Annotated in this window: 19 protein-coding genes and 1 pseudogene; 12 read left to right on the top strand and 8 right to left on the bottom strand. The window is 72.8% G+C overall.

Annotated features, from left to right (window positions below; all coding sequences use genetic code 11):
* Nucleotides 1-118: 118 nt before the first annotated feature.
* Nucleotides 119-316 (top strand): DUF2795 domain-containing protein, encoded by a 198-nt coding sequence (locus FHX31_RS03075; protein WP_013288297.1) that lies wholly within the window; start codon nt 119-121, stop codon nt 314-316.
* A gap of 60 nt (nt 317-376) precedes the next feature.
* On the opposite strand, the gene FHX31_RS03070 is transcribed toward FHX31_RS03075, so the two are convergent.
* Nucleotides 377-1,273, bottom strand: a complete 897-nt coding sequence (locus tag FHX31_RS03070) for a Gfo/Idh/MocA family protein (protein ID WP_184974984.1) — start codon at nt 1,271-1,273, stop codon at nt 377-379.
* A 131-nt stretch (nt 1,274-1,404) separates the two neighbouring features.
* On the opposite strand from FHX31_RS03070, the gene FHX31_RS03065 reads away from it, so the two are divergent.
* Nucleotides 1,405-1,821, top strand: coding sequence for a hypothetical protein (locus FHX31_RS03065; RefSeq protein ID WP_402881771.1), 417 nt, complete (start codon nt 1,405-1,407; stop codon nt 1,819-1,821).
* A pseudogene (locus FHX31_RS03060) lies at nt 1,814-2,289 on the top strand (hypothetical protein). The gene FHX31_RS03065 and the pseudogene FHX31_RS03060 overlap by 8 nt, the downstream one beginning before the upstream one ends.
* Here the strand turns inward: FHX31_RS03060 and fabG are convergent.
* Together fabG and FHX31_RS03050 are read right to left on the bottom strand one after the other, a co-directional pair.
* Entirely contained in the window at nt 2,262-3,020 is a 759-nt protein-coding gene (fabG, locus tag FHX31_RS03055) for a 3-oxoacyl-ACP reductase FabG (protein ID WP_013288301.1), read from the bottom strand. The pseudogene FHX31_RS03060 and the gene fabG overlap by 28 nt on opposite strands.
* 61 nt (nt 3,021-3,081) lie before the next feature.
* The gene (locus tag FHX31_RS03050; protein ID WP_123110491.1) at nt 3,082-4,734 is read right to left on the bottom strand and encodes an alpha-amylase family protein; all 1,653 of its coding nucleotides are present in this window, start codon (nt 4,732-4,734) and stop codon (nt 3,082-3,084) included.
* A gap of 53 nt (nt 4,735-4,787) precedes the next feature.
* Between FHX31_RS03050 and FHX31_RS03045 the strand changes: the two genes are divergently transcribed.
* Complete coding sequence (locus FHX31_RS03045) at nt 4,788-5,381, top strand: DUF1349 domain-containing protein (RefSeq protein ID WP_123110490.1); 594 nt, start codon at nt 4,788-4,790, stop codon at nt 5,379-5,381.
* 70 nt (nt 5,382-5,451) lie between these two features.
* Nucleotides 5,452-6,114 (top strand): DedA family protein, encoded by a 663-nt coding sequence (locus FHX31_RS03040; protein ID WP_013288304.1) that lies wholly within the window; start codon nt 5,452-5,454, stop codon nt 6,112-6,114.
* Between the two features lie 12 nt (nt 6,115-6,126).
* Here FHX31_RS03040 and FHX31_RS03035 read toward each other — a convergent pair whose 3' ends face one another.
* The 4 genes from FHX31_RS03035 to FHX31_RS03020 all read right to left on the bottom strand — a co-directional run bounded on the left by FHX31_RS03035 (nt 6,127) and on the right by FHX31_RS03020 (nt 10,498).
* Nucleotides 6,127-7,692 carry a cellulose binding domain-containing protein gene (locus tag FHX31_RS03035; RefSeq protein WP_091330870.1) on the bottom strand — a complete coding sequence of 522 codons (1,566 nt, stop codon included), beginning with the start codon at nt 7,690-7,692 and terminating at the stop codon, nt 6,127-6,129.
* 142 nt (nt 7,693-7,834) lie between these two features.
* A complete protein-coding gene (locus tag FHX31_RS03030; RefSeq protein ID WP_184974978.1) occupies nt 7,835-9,259 on the bottom strand; it encodes a carbohydrate-binding protein in 1,425 nt (474 codons plus the stop codon).
* Nucleotides 9,260-9,337: 78 nt separating this feature from the next.
* Nucleotides 9,338-10,084: a YidC/Oxa1 family membrane protein insertase gene (locus FHX31_RS03025; RefSeq protein WP_013288307.1), complete on the bottom strand. Its 747-nt coding sequence runs from the start codon at nt 10,082-10,084 to the stop codon at nt 9,338-9,340.
* A gap of 138 nt (nt 10,085-10,222) precedes the next feature.
* Nucleotides 10,223-10,498, bottom strand: a complete 276-nt coding sequence (locus tag FHX31_RS03020; RefSeq protein WP_013288308.1) for a DUF6412 domain-containing protein — start codon at nt 10,496-10,498, stop codon at nt 10,223-10,225.
* A 186-nt stretch (nt 10,499-10,684) separates the two neighbouring features.
* Here FHX31_RS03020 and FHX31_RS03015 point away from each other — a divergent pair, with 186 nt between their 5' ends.
* From FHX31_RS03015 to FHX31_RS03000, 4 genes are all read left to right on the top strand, one after another.
* On the top strand, nt 10,685-11,833 hold the full coding sequence (locus FHX31_RS03015) for a carboxylate-amine ligase (protein WP_013475308.1): 1,149 nt from the start codon (nt 10,685-10,687) through the stop codon (nt 11,831-11,833).
* Nucleotides 11,834-11,874: 41 nt separating this feature from the next.
* Nucleotides 11,875-13,248: an FAD-dependent oxidoreductase gene (locus FHX31_RS03010; RefSeq protein ID WP_013288310.1), complete on the top strand. Its 1,374-nt coding sequence runs from the start codon at nt 11,875-11,877 to the stop codon at nt 13,246-13,248.
* 131 nt (nt 13,249-13,379) lie between these two features.
* Complete coding sequence (locus FHX31_RS03005; protein WP_184974975.1) at nt 13,380-14,801, top strand: WGR domain-containing protein; 1,422 nt, start codon at nt 13,380-13,382, stop codon at nt 14,799-14,801.
* A 216-nt stretch (nt 14,802-15,017) separates the two neighbouring features.
* Nucleotides 15,018-15,890 (top strand): aminoglycoside phosphotransferase family protein, encoded by an 873-nt coding sequence (locus tag FHX31_RS03000; protein WP_184974972.1) that lies wholly within the window; start codon nt 15,018-15,020, stop codon nt 15,888-15,890.
* A gap of 1 nt (nt 15,891) precedes the next feature.
* Here the strand turns inward: FHX31_RS03000 and FHX31_RS02995 are convergent, their stop codons facing one another.
* Nucleotides 15,892-16,233, bottom strand: coding sequence for a DNA-formamidopyrimidine glycosylase family protein (locus FHX31_RS02995; RefSeq protein ID WP_402882164.1), 342 nt, complete (start codon nt 16,231-16,233; stop codon nt 15,892-15,894).
* Nucleotides 16,234-16,510: 277 nt separating this feature from the next.
* Here FHX31_RS02995 and FHX31_RS02990 point away from each other — a divergent pair, with 277 nt between their 5' ends.
* The 3 genes from FHX31_RS02990 (at nt 16,511) to FHX31_RS02980 (ending at nt 19,706) form a co-directional block, all read left to right on the top strand.
* A complete protein-coding gene (locus FHX31_RS02990; protein WP_091330865.1) occupies nt 16,511-17,257 on the top strand; it encodes a cellulose binding domain-containing protein in 747 nt (248 codons plus the stop codon).
* Between the two features lie 5 nt (nt 17,258-17,262).
* Nucleotides 17,263-18,720 carry an RICIN domain-containing protein gene (locus FHX31_RS02985; protein ID WP_091332152.1) on the top strand — a complete coding sequence of 486 codons (1,458 nt, stop codon included), beginning with the start codon at nt 17,263-17,265 and terminating at the stop codon, nt 18,718-18,720.
* Nucleotides 18,721-18,833: 113 nt separating this feature from the next.
* A complete protein-coding gene (locus FHX31_RS02980) occupies nt 18,834-19,706 on the top strand; it encodes a thrombospondin (RefSeq protein ID WP_184974969.1) in 873 nt (290 codons plus the stop codon).
* Nucleotides 19,707-19,915: the final 209 nt, after the last annotated feature.

Here is a 19,915-nt window from a genome sequence, read left to right as displayed (position 1 = left end):
GCTACCCGGGGCCCGCCGGGACAAACCGCCGCCGCTGGGTCCGGCGGCGGGCGTACGGCGGACCCGGGCCGCACCCGCCGGCGGGCATGGTGCCGGGCTCAGTGGGTAGCCGGGCGGCATGACCGTCACCGGTGCGCAGTTGCGGGAGTTCCTGGCCGGGCTCGACTACCCGGTCTCGCGGGAGGACCTGGTCCGCTGGGGCCAGGAGAACGGCGCCGACACCGAGGCGCTGCAGGCGCTGCGGTCCCTGCCGGCCGAGGAGTTCCACACCCCCACCGAGCTGGGCGAGGCGCTGGTCACGCTGGCCGACGCCTGACCGGTGGGTTGTTAAGCGGGGGCCCCTCCTCTACCGGAGGCGTTAAGAAGGGGCCCTTCCTTACATCTCGACGGTGCGGCCCTGGGCGCGGGCGGTCTGCGCGGCGTCCAGCACCGCCACCACCTCGCGGCCGAACCGCACGTCGCAGCGGTGGTCGCGGGTGCCCGCGTCGACCTCCTCCAGCAGCTGGTCGAGCGCGGCGCCGAACGCCTGGAGCGCGCTGCCGTCGCCGGGCGGGACGGTCTCGGTGCCGTTCTCGCCGAAGAAGACGAAATCCCGGGTGACCGCCTCGGACGGCGCGTCCAGGGTGAGCGAGAGCGAACTGGTCGCGCCGCCGTCGTGGGTGAGCAGCAGGTGCACCAGGCCGCTCGGGCCGTCCATCGCGGCGACCCGGGTGACCCGGCCGAGCACCGGCAGGATCAGCGACAACGCGTGCGGGCCGATGTCCCAGAGCGCGCCGCGCTCCCGCCGCCAGGTCGAGTCGCCGTACGGGTTCCCGGGCTGGAAGATCGACGCGAACATGGTGGCGCGGGCGTGCTGCCAGCTGCCGGCCGCCGCGGTCGAGGCGAGGAAACCGGTGACGTTCGGGTGGAAGCGCTGGGTGAAGAAGACCACCGAGGCCACCCCGGACGCCTGCGCCGCGTCGACCACCCGGTCGGCGTCGGCGAGGTCGAGCGCCAGCGGCTTGTCCAGCAGCAGGTGCCGCCCGGCGGTGGCGGCCCGCACGGCGATGTCGGCCTGCACGTCCGGCGGGAGCGCCACGGCGACCGCGTCGCAGGCGTCGATGAGCGCGTCGACGTCGGTGAAGGCCGGTACGCCGTGCCGGGTGGCCAGTTCCTCCGCCTTCGCGGGGTTGCGCCCCCAGACGCCGGCGAGCTGGGCCCGCGGGTGCGCCTCGATGGCCGCGGCGTGCGTCTCCGCCGCCCAGTAACCCGTGCCGAACAACCCGAACCGCACCCCGGCCCCCTGCCGTCGACGTCCGCCACCGGCGTACGCCGGGACCGTGATCCACGCTAGTCCCCCGGCCCGTCCGGCGCGCCCCGACCCGGCGGGCGAGCCGCTACTACACGGATTAGTAGGCTGTGCCGGTGAACGACACCGTGTCGACGACCAGCGCGGCGGCCGCCTCCGCCTCCCCGGCGGAAGGGCCGCTCGCCACGGTCGCGATCGTGATCTCGCTGGCGCTCGCCGTCTGGGCCCTGGTGGCGGCGGTACGCCACCGGCCGCCGGACCGGATCCAGTTCGCCGGCCTGGCCGTGCTGGAGGTGGCGCTGCTCGCGCTCACCGTGACGGCTCTCGTCGCGCTCGGCGGCGGCGAGCGGCCGGGTGAGCCGGGCGCGTTCTTCGGCTACCTGGCGACGCTCGTCTGCCTGCCGCCGCTGGCCTGGGTGCTGGCCCGGATGGAGCCGACCCGCTGGGGCTCGGGCATCGTCTGCGCGATCTGCCTGGTCACGCCCGTGGTGGCGGTACGGCTCCAGCAGACCTGGGAGGTCCTCGGTGGCTGACACCACGACCGCGCACGAGCAGCGCGCCACCAACCGCGGCCCGGGACGGCTGCTGATCGCCGTCTACATCGTCTTCGCCATCGCCGCGACCTCGCGGGCCGGCTTGCAGATCGCCACGAAGTTCGACGAGGCGCCGGTGGCGTACCTGCTCTCCGCGCTCGCCGCGCTGATCTACATCGTGGCGGCGGTCGGGCTGGCCCGCGCCGGGCACACCGGCCGCCGGGTCGCGCTCGCCTGCTGCACAGTCGAACTGGTCGGCGTGCTCGGCGTGGGCGTGCTGAGCATCGCCGACAAGGAACTGTTCCCGGACGAGACGGTGTGGTCCGACTTCGGCAGCGGCTACGGCTACGTGCCGCTGGTGCTGCCGGTGCTCGGCCTGTTCTGGCTCTGGCGCACCCGGCGCGACCCCGCCTGAGCGGGCCCGCGCCGGGTCGGGCCGGTCAGTCCTTCGGGCCGCCGGCGACGTAGATGACCTGGCCGGAGACGAAGGACGCGCCCTCGCTGGCAAGGAACGAGATGGTGTGCGCGACGTCCTCCGGACGGCCGGGACGGCGTACCGGGATCTCGGCGGCGGCGTGCTTCTGGAGATCGTCGAAGTCGACCTTCATCCGCGCCGCGGTCGCGGCGGTCATGTCGGTGACGATGAAGCCCGGCGCGACCGCGTTGACGGTCACCCCGAACGGGCCCAGCTCGATCGCCAGCGTCTTGGTGAAGCCCTGGAGGCCGGCCTTGGCGGCCGAGTAGTTCGCCTGGCCCCGGTTGCCGAGCGCGGAGGTGCTGGACAGGTTGACGATCCGGCCCCACTTCGCCTCGACCATGTGCTTCTGCGCGGCCTGGCTGAACAGGAACGCCCCGCGCAGGTGCACGCCCATGACCGTGTCCCAGTCGCCCTCGGTCATCTTGAACAGCAGGTTGTCGCGCAGCACACCGGCGTTGTTGACGAGCACTGTCGGCGCGCCCAGTTCGGCGGCGATCCGTTCCACGGCGGCCTCGACCTGGGCCCGGTCGGACACGTCGGCGCCGACGCCGAGAGCCCGGCCGCCGGCCGAGCCGATGGCGTCCACCGTCTCCTTGGTGGCGGACTCGTCGATGTCGACCACGGCGACGGCCATGCCGTCGGCCGCCAGCCGGCGGGCGGTCGCCGCGCCGATGCCGCGCGCGGCTCCGGTGACGATGGCGACGCGGGGCTCCTCCGACATGCTTACCTCCCGGTAACTTGTGGCTCGATCGAAGGAGCTTAACCCGCCGGTACGCCGCCCCCTACCGCTCGTGGCCCCGGCAGAGCCGGATCCACCGGTAGCCGTACCCGCCGAGCTTGAGCCGGTCGAGCTTGCCCACGTCCTCGTAGTTGCGGTCGCTGAGCACGTCGATCGGCAGGTCCGCCTCCGGCGCCAGCGTGCTCAGGTCGACCTCGACGTCTTCGGTGCCGAGGTTGTGCAGGAAGACCATGGTCCCGGTACGACCGTCGGCGCGGTGCGCGAGCACGCCCGGCGGCATCGGCACGTCGATGTGGGTGGTGCTGCCCGAGCCGGTCTCCGGCGCCTCCCGCAGCGTCCGGATCATCCGCTCGAACCAGCCGAGCAGCGACCGCGGATCCTTGCGCTGGGCGGTGACGTTGACCTTCTGGTAGCCGTACTCGCCCTTGTCGATCACCGGGCGGACCAGCTTCTCCGGCTCGGCCGTGGAGAACCCGGCGTTGTCCGCGTACGACCACTGCATCGGGGTACGGATCGCGTCGCGCCCGTCCAGCGACAGGTTCTCCCCCATGCCGATCTCCTCGCCGTAGCGCAGCACCGGCGTGCCGCGCAGCGAGAACTGGAGCGAGTACGCCAGCTCCATGTGCCGGCGGTCGTTGCCGAGCATGGGCGCGAGACGACGGCGGATGCCCCGGCCGTAGAGCTGCATGTTCTCGTCCGGCCCGAACTTCGCCAGCACGTCGTTGCGCTGGTCGGCGGTGAGCCGGGACAGGTCGATCTCGTCGTGGTTGCGCAGGAACGTCGCCCACTGGCCGCCGGTGGGCAGCTTCGGGGTGTCGCGCAACGCCTCGATGATCACCTCCGGGTCCTCCCGGGCCAGGGCGAGCATCAGCCGGCCGTTGAGCATGAAGTCGAAGAGCATGTGGATCCGGTTGCCCGAGCCGCTGCCGTCGCCGAAGTAGACGGGCAGCTCGTCCGGCTCGACGTTCGCCTCGGCCAGCAGGACCGCGTCGCCGCGCCGCCACTGCACGTGCTGGCGCAGGTCGGTGAGGAAGTCGAAGTCCTTCGGCGAGTTCGGGTTGCCCGGCTCGGTGCGCTCGATGATGAACGGCACCGCGTCCATCCGGAAACCGGAGACGCCGAGCTGGAGCCAGAACGAGGTGATCTTCTTGATCTCCGCGCGGACCTTCGGGTTCTCGATGTTCAGGTCCGGCTGGAACTTGTAGAAGCGATGGTAGTACCACGCCTTGGCGGTCCGGTCGTAGGTCCACGTCTCGTGCTGCTCGCCGGGGAAGACCATGCCCTGGTGGCGGTCGTCCGGCTCTTGGTCGGCCCAGACGTACCAGTCCCGGTACGGCGAGTCAGGCGAGGACCGGGCGGACTGGAACCACGGGTGCTGGTCCGAGGTGTGGTTGACCACCAGGTCGATGATCACCCGGATGCCCCTGTTGCTCGCCTGGTGCAGCAGCTCGGCGAAGTCGCCGAGCGTGCCCAGGCGCGGGTCGACGTTGTAGAAGTCGGTGGCGTCGTACCCGTCGTCCTCGTTCGGCGAAGGGTGGATCGGGTTCAGCCACAGGCAGGTCACGCCGAGCCGGGCCAGGTAGTCCAGCCGGCCGATCAGCCCCTGGAAGTCACCCACCCCGTCGCCGTCGGAGTCCGCGTACGTGTCGACGTCGAGGCAGTAGACGACCGCCTCCTGATACCACCTGTCACCCATGCGAGGACTACTTCTCCGAACCCGCGCGGCGGCAAACCCGGTACGGTGCTCCGATGAGCGAGGAGGCGTACGACTGGTCCGCCGGCACCTGGCTGAACCCGCCGGAGCGGGCCGAGCCGGACGGTCGCGGCCTGCTCGTCGAGCCGCGCGGCGGCAGCGACTTCTGGCGGCGCACCAGCTACGGCTTCGTGCACGACGACGGCTCGGCACTGCTCGCGCCGTTCCCGGCGGGCAGCGCCGTGGAGGTGTCGTTCGTCCTCGACTACTCGGCCCGGTTCGACCAGGCCGGCGTGCTGGTCCGGGTGGACGAGCGGCGGTGGACGAAGGCCGGGGTCGAGGTGAGCGACGGTTCGCCGCAGGTGGGCGCCGTGGTCACCGACGAGTTCTCCGACTGGTCGGTGGCGCCGGTGCCGCAGTGGTCGGGCCGGGAGGTGACGGTCCGGGTGAGCCGGGCCGGCGACGCGCTCACCGTGCGGGCCCGGTGCGAGGACGAGCCGTGGCGGCTGGTCCGCGTCGCCCCGCTCGATCCGGCGGCGCAGGCGTCGGCCGGACCGTACTGCTGCTCGCCCAGCCGGGGCGGCCTGCTGGTCCGCTTCACCGGCTGGCGGCGGGGTCCGGCGGACGCCGCGCTGCACCCGGAGGGCTGAGTCACAGGTGTGACAGCCGCCGGTCCGGGTAACACCTTCGGATCTCCGGCTCTCGCGTGGAAGGACCCCCATGGCCCTGGCCCAGGACGTCGACCCGAACCAGTTCACCGGGCTGACCGGCTGGGTGGCGAGCGTGATCGACTCGCTCGGCGCGGTCGGCGTGGCACTGCTGGTGGCGCTGGAGAGCATCATCCCGCCGATCCCGAGCGAGATCGTGCTGGCGATGGCCGGTTACCTGTCCGCCGAGGGCCGGTTCAACGTGGTGTTCATCGTGGTCGCCGCGACGGTCGGCTCGCTGCTCGGCGCGCTGGTGCTCTACTGGCTCGGCGCGGCGCTCGGCGAGGAGCGGCTCAAGCGCTGGCTGGACCACATCCCGCTGGTCGACCTGCAGGATCTGGAGAAGGCCGACCGCTGGTTCGAGCGGCACGGCCGGTGGGCGGTGCTGATCGGCCGGGTGGTGCCGGTGGTCCGGAGCCTGGTCTCCATCCCGGCCGGCGCGAACCGGATGCCGCTCGGTGAGTTCATCCTGCTCACCACGCTCGGCAGCGGGGTGTGGAACGCCCTGATCGTCGGCGCCGGGTTCACCCTGGGCTCGCGGTGGGAGGACGTCGACAAGTACAGCCAGTGGTTCAACTACGCGATCTTCGCCGTCTTCGGTTTCATGATCGTGAGCTGGGCGGTGAAGAAGGTGCGCCGGCGGCGCGCCCGGCAGTCGGTGACCACCGGGCGCTGACCGCCGCGCTGGTCAGAAGCCCGCGGTGATGCCGGTGAACTCCCAGGTGTTCTGCGCGATGCCGGAGCAGTTGGCGACCACGCCGCCGCCGGGGCAGGGCCGGTCCCGGTTGACCGACCAGAACGTGAACCGGGCCAGGCCGCGCGCCTTCGCCCAGTCGCGGATCTGCGTCCAGGTGGCCGGCGAGGTCAGCTCCTGCTGGTCGGAGAGGCCGTTCATGCCGGACAGGCCCATGTGCGCGTACGCGGTGGCGTTCGACCAGCCGAACGCGTTGCGCAGCGCGGTCTTCAGGCCCTCGGCCGCGTTCACGGTGTTCTGGTACATGTTCGCGCCGCCGCCGAAGTCGAACGGCATGATGGTGAACACGTCGATCCCGGCGCCCTTGGCCGCGGCCTGGTTGATCAGCCGGGTGCCGTAGTACGACGGCCCGGTGGTCGAGGTGCCGAACGTGATGATCGTCTTGATCCCCGGGTTGTTCTGCTTGACGATCTTCAGGGCGTCCAGGATGCGGTCCTGCACCACCTCGTTCTCGAACTCGTCGCTGTTCTCGATGTCGATGTCGATCGCCTTCAGCCCGTACGCGTTGATGACCTGCTGGTACGCGCCGGCCAGGGCAGCGGCGGACGAGCAGTTCGGGCCGAGCTTGTTGCCGCTCCAGCCGCCGAAGGACGGGATGACGTCGCCGCCGGCCGCCTTGATCGCGGCGATGGTGGCGGCGTGCGTGCCGCCGGTCAGCGGGCCGCTGCCGTCCCAGGCCGGGGTGCAGCCGCCGCCGGACAGCACGAACGCGATGGTGAACCACTTGATGCCGGTCGCGCCCATCACGGTGGCGGGCGCGGGCGGGTCGCCCCAGCCCGGGTAGAGGTACGGCGCGGCGGCCATCGCGCCTCCGCCGCCACCGGTGCACCCGCTCGTGGTGGCCGCGACCGCCGCCGACTTCGCCGACTCGCCGGTGCCGTTGTACGCGGTCACGGTGTAGCTGTGCCCGCTGCACGCGGCCAGCCCGGAGACGGTGGCCGAGGTGCCGGTGACTGTGGCCTTGACCGTGCCGCCCTCGTACACCCGGTAGCCGGTGACGGTGCCGGAGACCGCGTTCCAGGCGAGCGAGACGGCGGACGCGGTGGTGCCGGTGACCCGCAGCCCGCCCGGCGTGGCCGGTGCGCCCGGGTTGCCGGGGTTGCCGCCGCCGGTGCAGGAGGCGCCGTTGACCGTGCAGTTCACCGGGTCGCCGGTGCCGCTGACGACGAAGCCGAAGCTGGTGCTGGCGCCCGGGGCGAGCGCGCCGTTCCAGGACTGGTTGACGGCTGTGACGTGCTGGCCGGAGGTGGTCAGCCGGGCGTCCCAGAACGAGCCGAGCGTGCTGCCGGACGGCAGGTCGAACTGGACGTTCCACGAGGAGATCGCGGCGGAGCTGTCGTTGGTGACTGTGAACCGGGCCTCGTACCCGCTGCTCCAGCTGGAGGTGCGGACGAACGCGGCGGTGGCGGCGGAGGCGGGTGGCGCGGCGAGCAGGGCACCGGCGACCACGGCGGTGGTCAGCGCGGCGGCGAGCGTCGCCAGGCGGGGGCGGAGTCTCACGGCGTCCTCCAGGGGACGGGCGGGGGTGGAGAGGGATTCACAACCGTCGACGTGCGCCTATTATTAAGAGTGTTAACTGTTTCTGTCCAGCACCGGTGCGGCCCGAACCCCGGAGGGGGTCCGGGCCGCGTCCCGGCCGCACTCAGCGGCGGAAGGTGAACCAGTTGACGTTGACGAAGTCGGACGGCTGGCCGCTGCTGAACGTCAGGTAGACCGTGTGCCGCCCGGTCACCGCGCCGACGTTGCCGGGCACCGAGCGCCAGGTCTGCCAGCCGCCGGTGTTGCCGACCGCGAAACTGCCGATCGGCGGCGCGGTCGGGCTGTCCACCCGGACCTCCACCAGCCCGCTCACGCCGGACGCCGCGCCGGAGGCGACCCGGGCCACGAAGTCGCGCGGCGGCGTCGAGCCGAAGTCGACGTTGTCGTAGCGGGCCCAGTCGCCGTTGGCGAGCCAGCCGATGTCCTGGCCGCCCTCGGCGCACGTCTCCACCTGCACGCCGTTCTGCGCGTTGAACGACTCGGCCTGGATCGTCGCGTACGCGTCGCGCACCCCGCCCGGCGGCGGCGTGGTCGGCGTCGGCGACGGGTTGCTCCCGCCGCCGCGGGTGTAGACGGCCACGTAGTCGACGAGCATCGACCGGCCGGGCACGGTCGACGCGGTGGGCGTCGCGGAGCCGGCCACGCCGTCCGGGAAGCCGCCGCCCATTGCCACGTTGAGCAGCAGGAAGTAGCCGGCGTGGTTGGTCATCTGACTCCAGTACGGCTCACCGATCTGGTTCTGCCCGACGGTGTGGAAGAGCTGGCCGTCGACGTACCAGCGCAGTTGCTGCGGGCTGGTCGAGGCGTCCCACTCGAACCGGTAGGTGTGGAACGCCGACTGGCAGGTGCTACCCGGGCAGGCCCGGGAGGCGCCGATGCCGTTGAACTCCCCGCACGGGCCGCCCGGCGCGACGCCGCAGTGCAGCACGCCCCAGACCGAGTTGATCCCGTTGACGTTCTCCATCACGTCGAACTCACCGATGCCCGGCCAGTTCTGGTAGTTGCCCCGGTACGGCGAGCCGAGCGCCCAGAACGCCGGCCAGTACCCGGACGCCGCCGCGCCCGTCACGTTCGGCATCTGGATCCGGCCCTCCAGGGCCAGCACACCACCCGACGGCGGCTTGAAGTTCGCCCGTACCGTCTCGATCCGGGCCGAGGTCCAGCGGCCGGCCGAGTCCCGCAACGGCGTGATGCGCAGGTTGCCCGAGCCGTCGTGGGCCAGGTTCGCGGTGCTGGACGTGTAGGTCTGGATCTCGCCGGTGCCCCAGTTGGCCGGGCCGCCCGGGTAGCCGGTGCCGGTGTCGATGATCCAGTTGGCGGACGAGGGCAGCGTGCCGGCGGAGCCGGTGAAGTCGTCGCTCCACACCAGGCTCCACCCGGGCGGTGTCGGGGGCACCGCGGCCTGGGCGGTCATCGAGACGCCCGCGAGCGCTGTGGTGAGCGCGAGGACACCGGCGGCCAGGGCGAGCCGGCGGCGTGTTCGGGGCACGGTGGCGGAGGCGGCCGGAGCCGCCGGGATCGAATTCATTCGGGGTGCCTCTCTGCGGGGACGGGTCCGGGAGAGCGCTCTCTGAGAGCGATTTCTACGCGCCCGCCCCCGCACTTGTCAACGCTTGTCGATGGCCGCCGCCGGCTGCGGCCGGCGCAGCACCACCTGCTCCAGCGCCGTCCACGCCGTGGTGGTGACCAGATAGAGCACCGCCGCCAGCGGCACCACGAGCGCCACCAGCACCGTGCCGTACGGCAGCAGCGGCAGCACCCGCCCGAGCACCGCCGCGCCCGGACCCTCGGCCGGCGTCCCGGCCACGGTGCCGGTGGCGGCCGCCGCCCGGCGCATCCGCCGCGACGACCACCAGGCCAGCGCCAGCAGCGCGGCCAGCAGCACGCCGAACACCAGCGGCACCGGGCCGGCCAGGCCGTCGCCGAGATGCCACCCCAGCGGTACGCCGGCGAGCCGCTCCCCCAGCAGCTCCGGCGCGCCGTCACCGGTGGCGAACAGGCGGTACATGACCAGGAAGAACGGTGCCTGCAACAGAGCCGGCAGGCAGCCCGCCACCGGGCTGGCACCGGCGTTGCGGTAGAGCGCGAACAGCTCGCTCTGGAGGCGGGCCGGATCGTCGGCGTACCGGCGCTGGAGTTCCCGTACCTCGGGAGCGAGCGCGGTGCGACGCCGCTCCCCGCGGACCTGGGCCACTGTCAGCGGGGAGATCAGCAGCCGGACGGCGACTGTGAACAGGACGATGGCGGCCGCAGTGGCGGCGCCGCCGGTGAGCGGGGCGAGCACGTCGGCGAGCCAGGTGACGACTGTGGCCGCGGCCGAGGCCGCGGAGTGCAACGGTGCGAAGGCGAGCATGGGTGGGCCCCTCGATGGCGATTCCGGGTGTCCCGGGCGGCGACGTGCCGTACGGCGGGACGGATGACGACGGAATCGGCCGCGGAAGCCGGGATGGAGGGATCTACCGGCCCGCCGACGCGGGCCGGAAGAAGGTGGCTACGCGGCCGAGGGGTGCAGGCCGGGAGCGCGGGGGCGCGGACGCCCCGGTGCGTCCGGGTCGACCTGCCGGGGCACCCCGCGACGGCGGGCGCGGGCTCGCAGCGCGGCGGCGAACCGGGTGCCGGGCGGCGTGGGCAGCGCGCGGACCCGCAGCGCGAGCAGCGTGGCGAGCAGCAGCGCGGCGACGACCGCCGCACCGGCGATCAGCCCGGCCGGCCGGTCGGCGAACAGGGCGAGCGCGTACGCCCACGCTCCCGTCAGCACCGCCAGCATCCCCGTCACAGAGCCACCCTAGCCCGCCGTGTCACGCCCCGCGGGCCCGTGCACGCCCACCGGCGGCACGACCCGAACGGGCGAACCGGCGCCGACACGCCCAGCGGCACGTTTCCCCAAACGGACACGGTGGGTAACAGGTCCTCGACCACGCGGCACGGTGCCGCGAGCGGTCCGGAGGAGACGGTGGTGACGATGAGTGGCTCAGTGGCGGAGCGGGAGCGGAGCGCCGCATCGGGCGGAACCGACCTGCTGACAGTCGGCGTCGAGGAGGAGTTCCTGCTCGCCGACCCGCACACCGGGACCGCCGTACCCGCCGTCGACCTGGTCATGGAGCAGGTGCCGGCCGAGCTGCGCGGTCAGGTGGAACGCGAGTTCCAGACCAGCCAGATCGAGATCGGCAGCCCGCCCGGGCTGGACCTGTCCTCGATCCGGCACTCGCTGTCGATGCTGCGCGCCGAACTGGCCGACGCGGCCGAGCGGGCCGGCGTACGGCTGCTCGCGATCGGCACCGGGCCGGTCGACGGGCCGGTGCCGCCGGTGGTGGACAAGCCGCGCTTCGACCGGATGATCGAACGGTTCCGGCTGCTGGTGCCCGGTCCCGGCAACAACGGCATGCACATCCACGTCGGCATCCCCGATCCGGACACCGGTGTGCAGGTGCTCAACCACGTCCGGCCCTGGCTGCCGATCCTGCACGCGGTCACCGCCAACTCCCCGTTCTCCCGGGGCGAGGACACCGGGTACGCGAGCTGGCGCTCGGTGGAGTGGGAACGCTGGCCGTCGGTCGCGCCCACCCCGTACCTGGAGTCGCACGAGCACTACGAGCGGCTGATCCGGCAGCTCATCGCCAGCGGCGTGATGCTGGACGAGGGGATGCTCTACTGGTACGCCCGGCTGTCCGCGAAGTACCCCACGGTGGAGATCCGCATCGGCGACGTCTGCCCGTCGGTGGACGACGCGGTGCTGGTGGCGGCGCTGGTCCGCGCGCTCGTCGCCACCGCGCTCACCGACATCGCCGCCGGCCGCCCGGCCGTCAACACCGACCACCACCTGCTGGTGGCGGCGCACTGGCGGGCCGCCCACGACGGGCTGGAGGGCGAGGGCGTCGACCTCACCGACGGTGAGCTGCGCCCGGCCTGGGAGCTGCTGGACCGGCTCGTCGACCGGCTGCGCCCCGAACTGGAACGGCACGGCGACCTGGACCGGGTGACCGACCTGCTGGGCGGGCTGCGGCGGCACGGCAGCGGCGCGGCACGACAGCGGGCGGTGTTCGCGCGTACCGGCAGCCTCGTCGACGTGGTCGCGGACGTGGCGCGGCAGACCCGTGGCTGAGCGGCCACGCGGCCGTGGCCCGGCGTGACAGGATGGGCGACGTGGCCGAGCGCATGATCGTCATCGGCGGCGACGCCGCCGGGATGTCGGCGGCGTCGCAGGCGCGTCGCCGCCGCGACCGGTCCGAGCTGGAGATCGTCGCGTTCGAACGCGGGCACTTCACCTCCTACTCGGCCTGCGGCATCCCCTACTGGGTCAGCGGCCTGGTCGAGGAGCGGGACGAGTTGATCGCCCGCGACCCGAAGACCTTCCGCGACGACTTCGGCATCGAGGTCCGCACCCGGCACGAGGTCACCGCCATCGACCTGGACCGCCGCGAGATCCTCGCGCGTGACCTGGACGGCGGCGGCGAGGTCCGCGCCGGTTTCGACACCCTGGTGTACGCCACCGGCGCGTCCCCGGTGCAGCCGGACTGGGCACGCGACGACGTGTCAGGGGTGTTCGGCGTGCAGACGCTCGACGACGGCGCGGCGCTCATCGGCTGGCTCGAACGCGAGCCCCGGCCCCGGCGCGCGGTGGTCGTCGGTGGCGGCTACGTCGGCGTCGAGATGGCCGAGGCGCTCGTGCAGCGCGGGCTCTCCGTCCAGCTAGTGGAGCAGGCCGACCAACCGATGTCGACAGTCGACCCGGACATGGGCGAGCTGGTGGCCGACGCGATGCGCGCGACCGGCATCGGCGTCCGCACCGGCCTCCAGGTCACCGGTCTCCAGGAGCGGGACGGCCGGATCTCCGCGGTGGTCACGAACGAGGGGCCGATCCCGGCCGACGTCGTGGTGCTGGGTCTCGGCGTACGCCCCAACACCGCGCTCGCCGAGGCCGCCGGCCTGCCGATCGGCCCCTCCGGGGCGGTCCGTACCGACCGCCGGATGCGGGTGCCGGGCGTACCCGGCGTGTGGGCGGCGGGCGACTGCGTCGAGTCGCTGCACCGGGTCAGCGGCATGCCGGTGCACATTCCGCTCGGCACGCACGCCAACAAGCAGGGCCGGATCGCGGGCATCAACATCGGCGGCGGGTACGCCACCTTCCCCGGCGTCATCGGCACCGCCGTCACCAAGGTCTGCGAGCTGGAGGTGGGCCGCACCGGGCTGCGCGAGCGGGACGCGCGGGAGGCCGGCTTCGAGTTCGTCACAGTGCTGGCCCAGTCGACGAACCGGGCCGGCTACTACCCGGGGTCGCGGCCGATGACGGTCAAGCTGATCGCCGAGCGGCCCAGCGGGCGGTTGCTCGGGGCGCAGATCGTCGGCTGGTCCGAGGCGGCCAAACGGATCGACGCGCTCGCGGTGGCACTGTGGAACGGCATGACAGTGGACGAGATGACAGCGCTCGACCTGGGGTACGCGCCGCCGTACGCCCCGGTGTGGGATCCGGTGCTGATCGCCGCCCGCAAGGCCGTCGACGCCCTCGCCGCCGTGTAAGGAAGGGCCCCCTATTAACGCCTCCGGTAGAGGAAGGGCCCCTTCTTAACACCGACACCCGGGTTTGTCGGTGCCCGGCGTTAGCGTGTGCGCGTTGCCGGTTCGGCACTTCCCCTCGGAGGTATACCCCCATGTCCCAGGAGACGACCTACCTCGAACTGTCCGAAGTGGATGGTGGAGCGCACAAGTTCTACGAGGTGGTGGTCGACGACACCGCGATGACAGTGCGCTACGGGCGGATCGGCGACCAGGGCCAGGTGAAGACGAGCACCTACCCGGACAACACCCGCGCCCGCGCCGCCGCCGCGAAGAAGATCGGCGAGAAGGTCCGCAAGGGGTACGCCCCGGCAATGCCCGGCGTACGCCAGAAGCGCACGGTGTCACGCCGGCAGATCGTCAGCACCCGCTCGACCGCCCGCACCGCCCCGGTCCTCTGGCGGTACGCCTCGGGCGCGCCCGCCTTCGGCATCTTCGTCGACGACAGGCACTGCATGGTCGGCAACGAGCACGGCGTGATCACCACGCTCGACCACGACGCCCGGCTGGTCAACCAGGTCCGGCTGCCCGACGGGGTGAAGTGCATCGTCGCCGACGACGCCTGGGTCTACGCCGGCTGCGACGACGGCAACGTCTACGACCTGTCCGGCAAGGTGCCCCGTGCGGCGTACGCGATCGCGCCCGAGATCGACATCTACTGGCTGGACATCCACGACGGCGTACTGGGCGTGTCCGACCGCGACGGCGGCATCTCCGCGATCGACCACGAGGACGAGTTCCTCTGGCGCCGGCCGGGGCGGGGCCGGTCGGCGTGGATGGTGCGCTGCGACGCCGACGCGCTCTACCACGGCCACTCGCAGGGGGTCACCGGCTACGACTGGCGCACCGGGCGCGAGCTGTGGCACACCGGCACCGGCGCCGTCCTGTTCGGCTGGCAGGAGCGGGACGCCGTCTTCGCCGGCACCGGCACCCGCGAGGTGGTGCGCCTGCGCAAGGACGGCCGGGCCGAGCAGGTCTACCGCTGCGACGCCGCAGTCTTCTCCTGCGCCACCGCCGAGGGCGGCCGGTACGTGTTCGCCGGTGACAGCGCCTCCTCGATCTACTGCTTCGACCAGGCCGGCAACCGGCTGTGGAAGCTCGGCACCGGCTGCGGCTCGGCGTACTCGATGCAGTACCACGACAACCGGCTCTACGTGGTCACCACGAGCGGCTACCTGGCCTGCATCGACGCGAGCGAGGCGGCGATCCGGGCGGCCGAGGCGGGCAGCGTCCCCGACGTGGTCGACGTCAAGGCGCCGGCCCGGATGCCCGAGACGGCCGCCTGGACCTCGGTCGAGGTGACCACCGACGACCGCGACGGCGTGCTGGTGCAGTGCGTCGAGCAGGGCGGCCGGCTGCGCGTGCACGTCCTCGCCGACGGCTACCGGCGGGACTGGTCCGTGCAGTTCCCCAAGGGCATCCGCGAGCCGGGCGCGCGCTACCTGGTCACCGAGGTCCGCGAGTCCGGCCGGGGCGGCTTCTACCGCGCATACGGGGACATCCGCCGACTGCGGTGACAGGCCCGGCGGGCCCGGGCCGCATCCGGCGAGGCAGGGGCGGCCCGCAGGACGGGGCCGGCCCGCGGCGAGGGCGAGCCGGGCGAGGGTGGCCCGGCACGGGACGAGGGGCCCGCAGGGCGAGGGCCCGCACCGGCCCAGGACGAGTGCGGCCCGGCGAGGCCGGAGGGCCGCGTCGGGACAGCGGATCGTCGCCGCACCGGTCAGGATGTGTCGATGCGGTGCGACATTCCTGACGGGCTGCGCTGGGTCGAGCAGACCGAGGCCGGCCGGGCGTGGCTCGCGGAGCTGCCCGGCCGGCTGGCCCACTGCGTCGCGTGGTGGGAGCTGACGGCCGGCCCGCCGTTCGCGTACGCGTTCGCCTCGCTGGCGCTGCCCGCGACACTCCCCGACGGCACCCGGGCGGTGCTGAAGCTCCAGTACCCGGACGACGACAGCGTCCACGAGGCAACGGCGCTGGCGCACTGGGACGGGCGCGGCGCGATCCGGCTGCTCGCCCACGACGCCGATCGGCGCGCACTGCTGGTCGAGCGGTGCGACCCCGGCACGCCGCTGCATTCGCTGGCCGCCGACGCGGCGCTCGACGTCGCGGTCGGCCTGCTACCGGGGCTCGCGGTGCCGGCCGGTGAACCGTTCACGCCGCTGGCCGAGGAGGCGGCCGGCTGGGCGGAGCGGATGCCTGGTAACTGGCGACGGGCCGGCTGCCCGTACGAGCGGCGCCTGCTCGACACCGCGCTCGGGCTGCTCGCGGAGTTGGCGCCGAGCCAGGGTGAGCAGGTGCTCGTCAACCAGGACCTGCATGCCGGCAACATCCTGGCCGCCGGGCGCGAACCGTGGCTGGTGATCGACCCGAAGCCGCTGGTCGGCGAGCGGGAGTTCACGGTGGTGCCGCTCGTGCGCGGCGCCGAGCTGGGTCACTCCCCCTCGGCGGTGCGGCACCGGCTCGACCGGCTCAGCGCCGAGCTGGGCCTGGACCGGGAGCGGGTACGCGGCTGGGCGATCGGCCAGACGGTGGCCTGGAGCATCGGCGGCGACCAGGTCTTCCCCGGGAACGTCGAGGCGGCCCGCTGGCTGCTCGACGAGATGTGACTCAGCCCGCCTGGCAGGTGGGGCACCAGTAGAGGTTGCGCCCGGCAAGAGCGCCCCGGTCGCTGTGCAGGCGCAGCCGCAGCTGCCCGACCGGGGCCGGCGGCTCCCCCGGCCCGTCGGCGAACTTCCCGTACAGACCCAGGTGTACGTGCAGCGTCAACTCGCCCGCGTAGTGGTGCAGCAGGTGCTTGCCGTACGCCTCGGTGCCGTCCAGGACGGTGCCGCTCAGGCGGGCCGCGCCCTCGGCGAAGCGCCCCTGCGGGCTGTCGGCGTGCACCTTGTCGCCCGCGAACAGCTCGGCGTGCCGGGCGGCGAGGCGGTGGATGGTGTGTCCCTCTGGCACAACGACCAAGCGTAGCCAGCGGATCGGGCCGCCGGCGACGTCGGGTCCTGGGACGACATTGAATCGATGTTCGTCGACTGAAAGACTGGCGGCGGCAGCGCTCGGGAGCCAGTGCGAGCCGCTCGATCTCGCCGGAGGGACAAGCGCGGGGTGATGCGCCACCCCGGTGCCGGGCAGTCGTCTCCGGCGCTCCGCCGTGTCGTCACGGCGGCGACATCGCGGTCCACCACCACTCCGGCGCCGACCGCCCCCGGCGCCCCCAGCTCGGGAGAGACAGATGCTCCGTACGCTCGGCGCGGCACTGGCCGCCGCCCTCGCCCTCACCGGCCCGGCCGCCTCGGCCGGCGCCGACCGGTCGCCCGCCACCACGACGACGCTCGCCACGGCGGCGACGCCGACCCCGACGCCCACGTTCGCGTGCCCGCCGGCGTTGCCGGTCAGCGGCCAGGTGACCGGGGCCACCACGACCAGCATCACCATCACCTACTGGATGGTGCTCAGCCCGCCCTGCGGATACGACCCGCCGCTGGTCGTCAGCCTCTTCGCCAGCCGCGAGGACGCCACCGGGTGGCGCGACCCGGTGGCCGAGGCGGTCACCGGGCCGGAACGGTCGGGCACTGTCACAGTCGGCGGCCTGACCCCGGGCACCGCGTACTGGTTCCGGTTCGGCGACACCAAGGGCGTACGGGATCCGTACGTGATCGGCGGACCGGCGCGCACGCTGTCGCTCTGCTCCGCGACGGCCACGATCGACAGCAGGTGGGGCGGTGGCTTCGTCGCCACTGTGACGGTGCGCAACGACGGCACCGAGCCGGTCCCGGGCTGGCTCGTCTCGTGGCGGTGGTCCGGTGACGAGCGTATCCAGTCGGTCTGGGGCGGGGTGGCCGAGGGCTCCGGCCAGGACGCCGAGGTCCGCAACGCATCCTGGAACGGGACGCTGGCGCCGGGTGCTTCGACGACGTTCGGCCTGCTCGTGGCGACGAGCGCGACGCCCGCCGCCATCACGCCGGTCTGCGGGCGGTGACCGGCATGCGGTGGACGGCACGGCACGGCGGCACCGGCCGCCTCCTCGCGGCGGGGCTGGCGCTCGCAGTGGCCCTCGCGGCGACGGTGGTGGGACCGGCAGCGGGTGCGCTGGCGGCGCCGGTGACAGTCACCAACGGCACCCAGTTCACCGACACCACCGGCGCCGTGGTGCACGCCCACGGCGGCGGTGTCCTCAAGGTCGGCGACTACTACTACTGGTTCGGCGAGAACCGCAACCCGGACAACACGTTCCGGGCGGTCTCCGTCTACCGCTCCACGGACCTGCGCACCTGGGAGTTCCGCAACAACGTGCTCACCCAGTCGTCGGCGGCGGAGCTGCGGGTCGCCAACATCGAGCGGCCGAAGGTCGTCTACAACGCGGGTACCGGCCGGTTCGTGATGTGGATGCACAAGGAGAACGGGTCCGACTACAACGAGGCGCGGGCCGCCGTCGCCTCCTCGGCAACCGTGGACGGGAACTACACGTACCACGGCAGCTTCCGGCCGCTCGGGCAGCACATGTCCCGCGACATCACGCTCTACAACGACAACGGCACCGCGTACATGATCTCGGCGGCCGACGACAACTACGACCTGAACATCTACCGGCTCACCTCGGACTACCTCAACGTCGCCGCCCTCGTGGGCAACTTCTGGGACGGCGCGCACCGCGAGGCGCCCGCGATGTTCAAGCGGGGCGCCACGTACTTCCTGCTGACCTCGGGGGCGACGGGATGGAGCCCGAACCAGGCCCGGTACGCCACCGCGCCGAGCATCTCGGGACCGTGGAGCGGCTGGACCGACGTGGGCAACGGCACCACCTTCAACTCCCAGCCGGCCTTCGTGCTGCCGATCCAGGGCACGTCCGGCACCAGCTACCTCTATCTGGGTGACAGGTGGGCCGGCGCCTGGGGCGGACCGGCCAACGACTCCCAGTACGTGTGGCTGCCGATCGCCTTCCCGACCGCCACCAGCATGAGCCTGACCTGGTATCCGTCAGTCACCGTCGACACGGCGGCGGGCACTGTCACCGGCAACTCGCCCACGTACTACCGCGTCACCGCCCGGCACAGCGGCCGGGTGCTCGACGTGATCAACGGCTCCACGGCGAACAACGCCGAGGTCAAGCAGTGGGGCTGGAACGGCGGCGGCAACCAGAGGTGGGAGTTCCAGGACGCCGGTGGCGGCTGGTTCCGCCTCGTCAACGCGGCGAGCGGCAAGTGTCTCGACGTCGCTAACGCGTCCACCGCCGACGGCGCCAACATCATCCAGTACACCTGCGGCAGCGGCGCCAACCAGCAGTGGCAGTGGGCCGCGCTCGGCGGCTGGTTCCAGTTGCGGGCCCGGCACAGCGGCAAGTGCCTGGACGTGGTCAACGCCGGCACCGGCGACGGCGCGGACGTCCAGCAGTACACCTGCGGTGCGGGCACCAACCAGCAGTGGTCACGCACGGTGTCGTGACCGGACGGCACGCCTGAGCGTGCGGAGCGAACCCAGGGGTGTCGATTTCGGCACCCCTGGGTACTTCCTGCTTGTCATGCGCGGCCTCCGCGCCTGGATCAGGAGGTGCCATCGTGAAGATCTTGTCCCGCCGGAACTCTCCGGCGACCAGTACCGATACCAACGGCGACGGCGTGGTCGACGAGCGCGACCGGACCGCCGAGCAGCCGGCCGGCCGGCCCGTGGTCACCGACCGCGACGAGGAGCGGACCACGTACCGCAGCGCCGCCACAGCGACCGACGACGAGCGCGCCCGGGACGCGGCGACCGACCGGGACGCGCGCGACCTCGGCGCGACGACGACCGACGGCCGGACGTCGGCCACGACGACCGACGCCCGGATCGCGGCCGACGACGAGCGGGACGCGGAGGCGCGGCGACGGGCGGCGGACCGGGGCGCGGCGGCGCGCGCTGTCACCGGCCGCCGGGTCGACGCCGACACGCGGACCGCTCCGGTGACCGACGCCCGGACCGTCGGCGCGGCGCCCGCCGCCGAGCGCACCGTGGACCTGGACCGCGACGGCCGTCCGGACCGCACCGACCTCGACCGGGACGGCCGCCCCGACGGTACGGACACCGACCGCGACGGCCGGGTGGACCGTCCGGAGCCGTACACCACCAAGCGTCCCCGGGCCAGCCTGCTCGCCACGCTCGGCCTGATCGTCTCGGTGGTCGGGGCGCTGTTCGTGCTCTCCGGCACGCTCGCCGGGTACGGCATCGGCGTCGGCGCGGTCGGCGCCGTGCTGGCGGTGCTGGGCCTGATCGCCACCCGTCGCCGGCACGTGGCGGGCAAGACCGACGCGCTGATCGGCATCGCTGTCGGCCTGGCCGCCGTGGTGCTCGGCATCGTGGCGATGACCGGCCAGTTCGACTGGCCGACCACCGACGGCGACTGGGTGGGCCGCTTCCGCGAGTGGCTCGACTCACAGTTTGGCAACTGGTTCTGACGGGCACTGTCCCGATCGCCGGCAGGGCCGGCCAGCCCGATCAGTTCCGGTGGTTCACCGGCCGGGCAACACCTCTTTCGGGGGCGGCGGTTCGCCGCCCCCGAAGTGTGTCCGGGGTCGGCGCAACGATCACTCGCTGCTGACCGATTCAACGCAACGATTCGCTGCTCAACGCAACTTCCCGCGGTGGATGTCGTCTACCCGGGCCG

Source organism: Micromonospora sp. CNZ286 (genome assembly GCF_014207755.1).
Note: the sequence above shows the minus strand (reverse complement) of the source record. Positions and strands in the feature narration are given on the sequence as shown.

Excerpts from the sequence above, each read along its gene's own strand:
- FHX31_RS03045 (WP_123110490.1), top strand. The coding sequence starts at position 4,788 with ATGAGCGAGGAGGCGTACGACTGGTCCGCCGGCACCTGGCTGAACCCG.
- FHX31_RS02985 (WP_091332152.1), top strand. The coding sequence starts at position 17,263 with ATGCGGTGGACGGCACGGCACGGCGGCACCGGCCGCCTCCTCGCGGCG.
- FHX31_RS03000 (WP_184974972.1), top strand. The coding sequence starts at position 15,018 with ATGCGGTGCGACATTCCTGACGGGCTGCGCTGGGTCGAGCAGACCGAG.
- fabG (WP_013288301.1), bottom strand. The coding sequence starts at position 3,020 with ATGTCGGAGGAGCCCCGCGTCGCCATCGTCACCGGAGCCGCGCGCGGC.
- FHX31_RS03040 (WP_013288304.1), top strand. The coding sequence starts at position 5,452 with ATGGCCCTGGCCCAGGACGTCGACCCGAACCAGTTCACCGGGCTGACC.
- FHX31_RS03020 (WP_013288308.1), bottom strand. The coding sequence starts at position 10,498 with ATGCTGGCGGTGCTGACGGGAGCGTGGGCGTACGCGCTCGCCCTGTTC.
- FHX31_RS02990 (WP_091330865.1), top strand. The coding sequence starts at position 16,511 with ATGCTCCGTACGCTCGGCGCGGCACTGGCCGCCGCCCTCGCCCTCACC.
- FHX31_RS03005 (WP_184974975.1), top strand. The coding sequence starts at position 13,380 with ATGTCCCAGGAGACGACCTACCTCGAACTGTCCGAAGTGGATGGTGGA.
- FHX31_RS03050 (WP_123110491.1), bottom strand. The coding sequence starts at position 4,734 with ATGGGTGACAGGTGGTATCAGGAGGCGGTCGTCTACTGCCTCGACGTC.
- FHX31_RS03025 (WP_013288307.1), bottom strand. The coding sequence starts at position 10,084 with ATGCTCGCCTTCGCACCGTTGCACTCCGCGGCCTCGGCCGCGGCCACA.
- FHX31_RS03075 (WP_013288297.1), top strand. The coding sequence starts at position 119 with ATGACCGTCACCGGTGCGCAGTTGCGGGAGTTCCTGGCCGGGCTCGAC.
- FHX31_RS03030 (WP_184974978.1), bottom strand. The coding sequence starts at position 9,259 with ATGAATTCGATCCCGGCGGCTCCGGCCGCCTCCGCCACCGTGCCCCGA.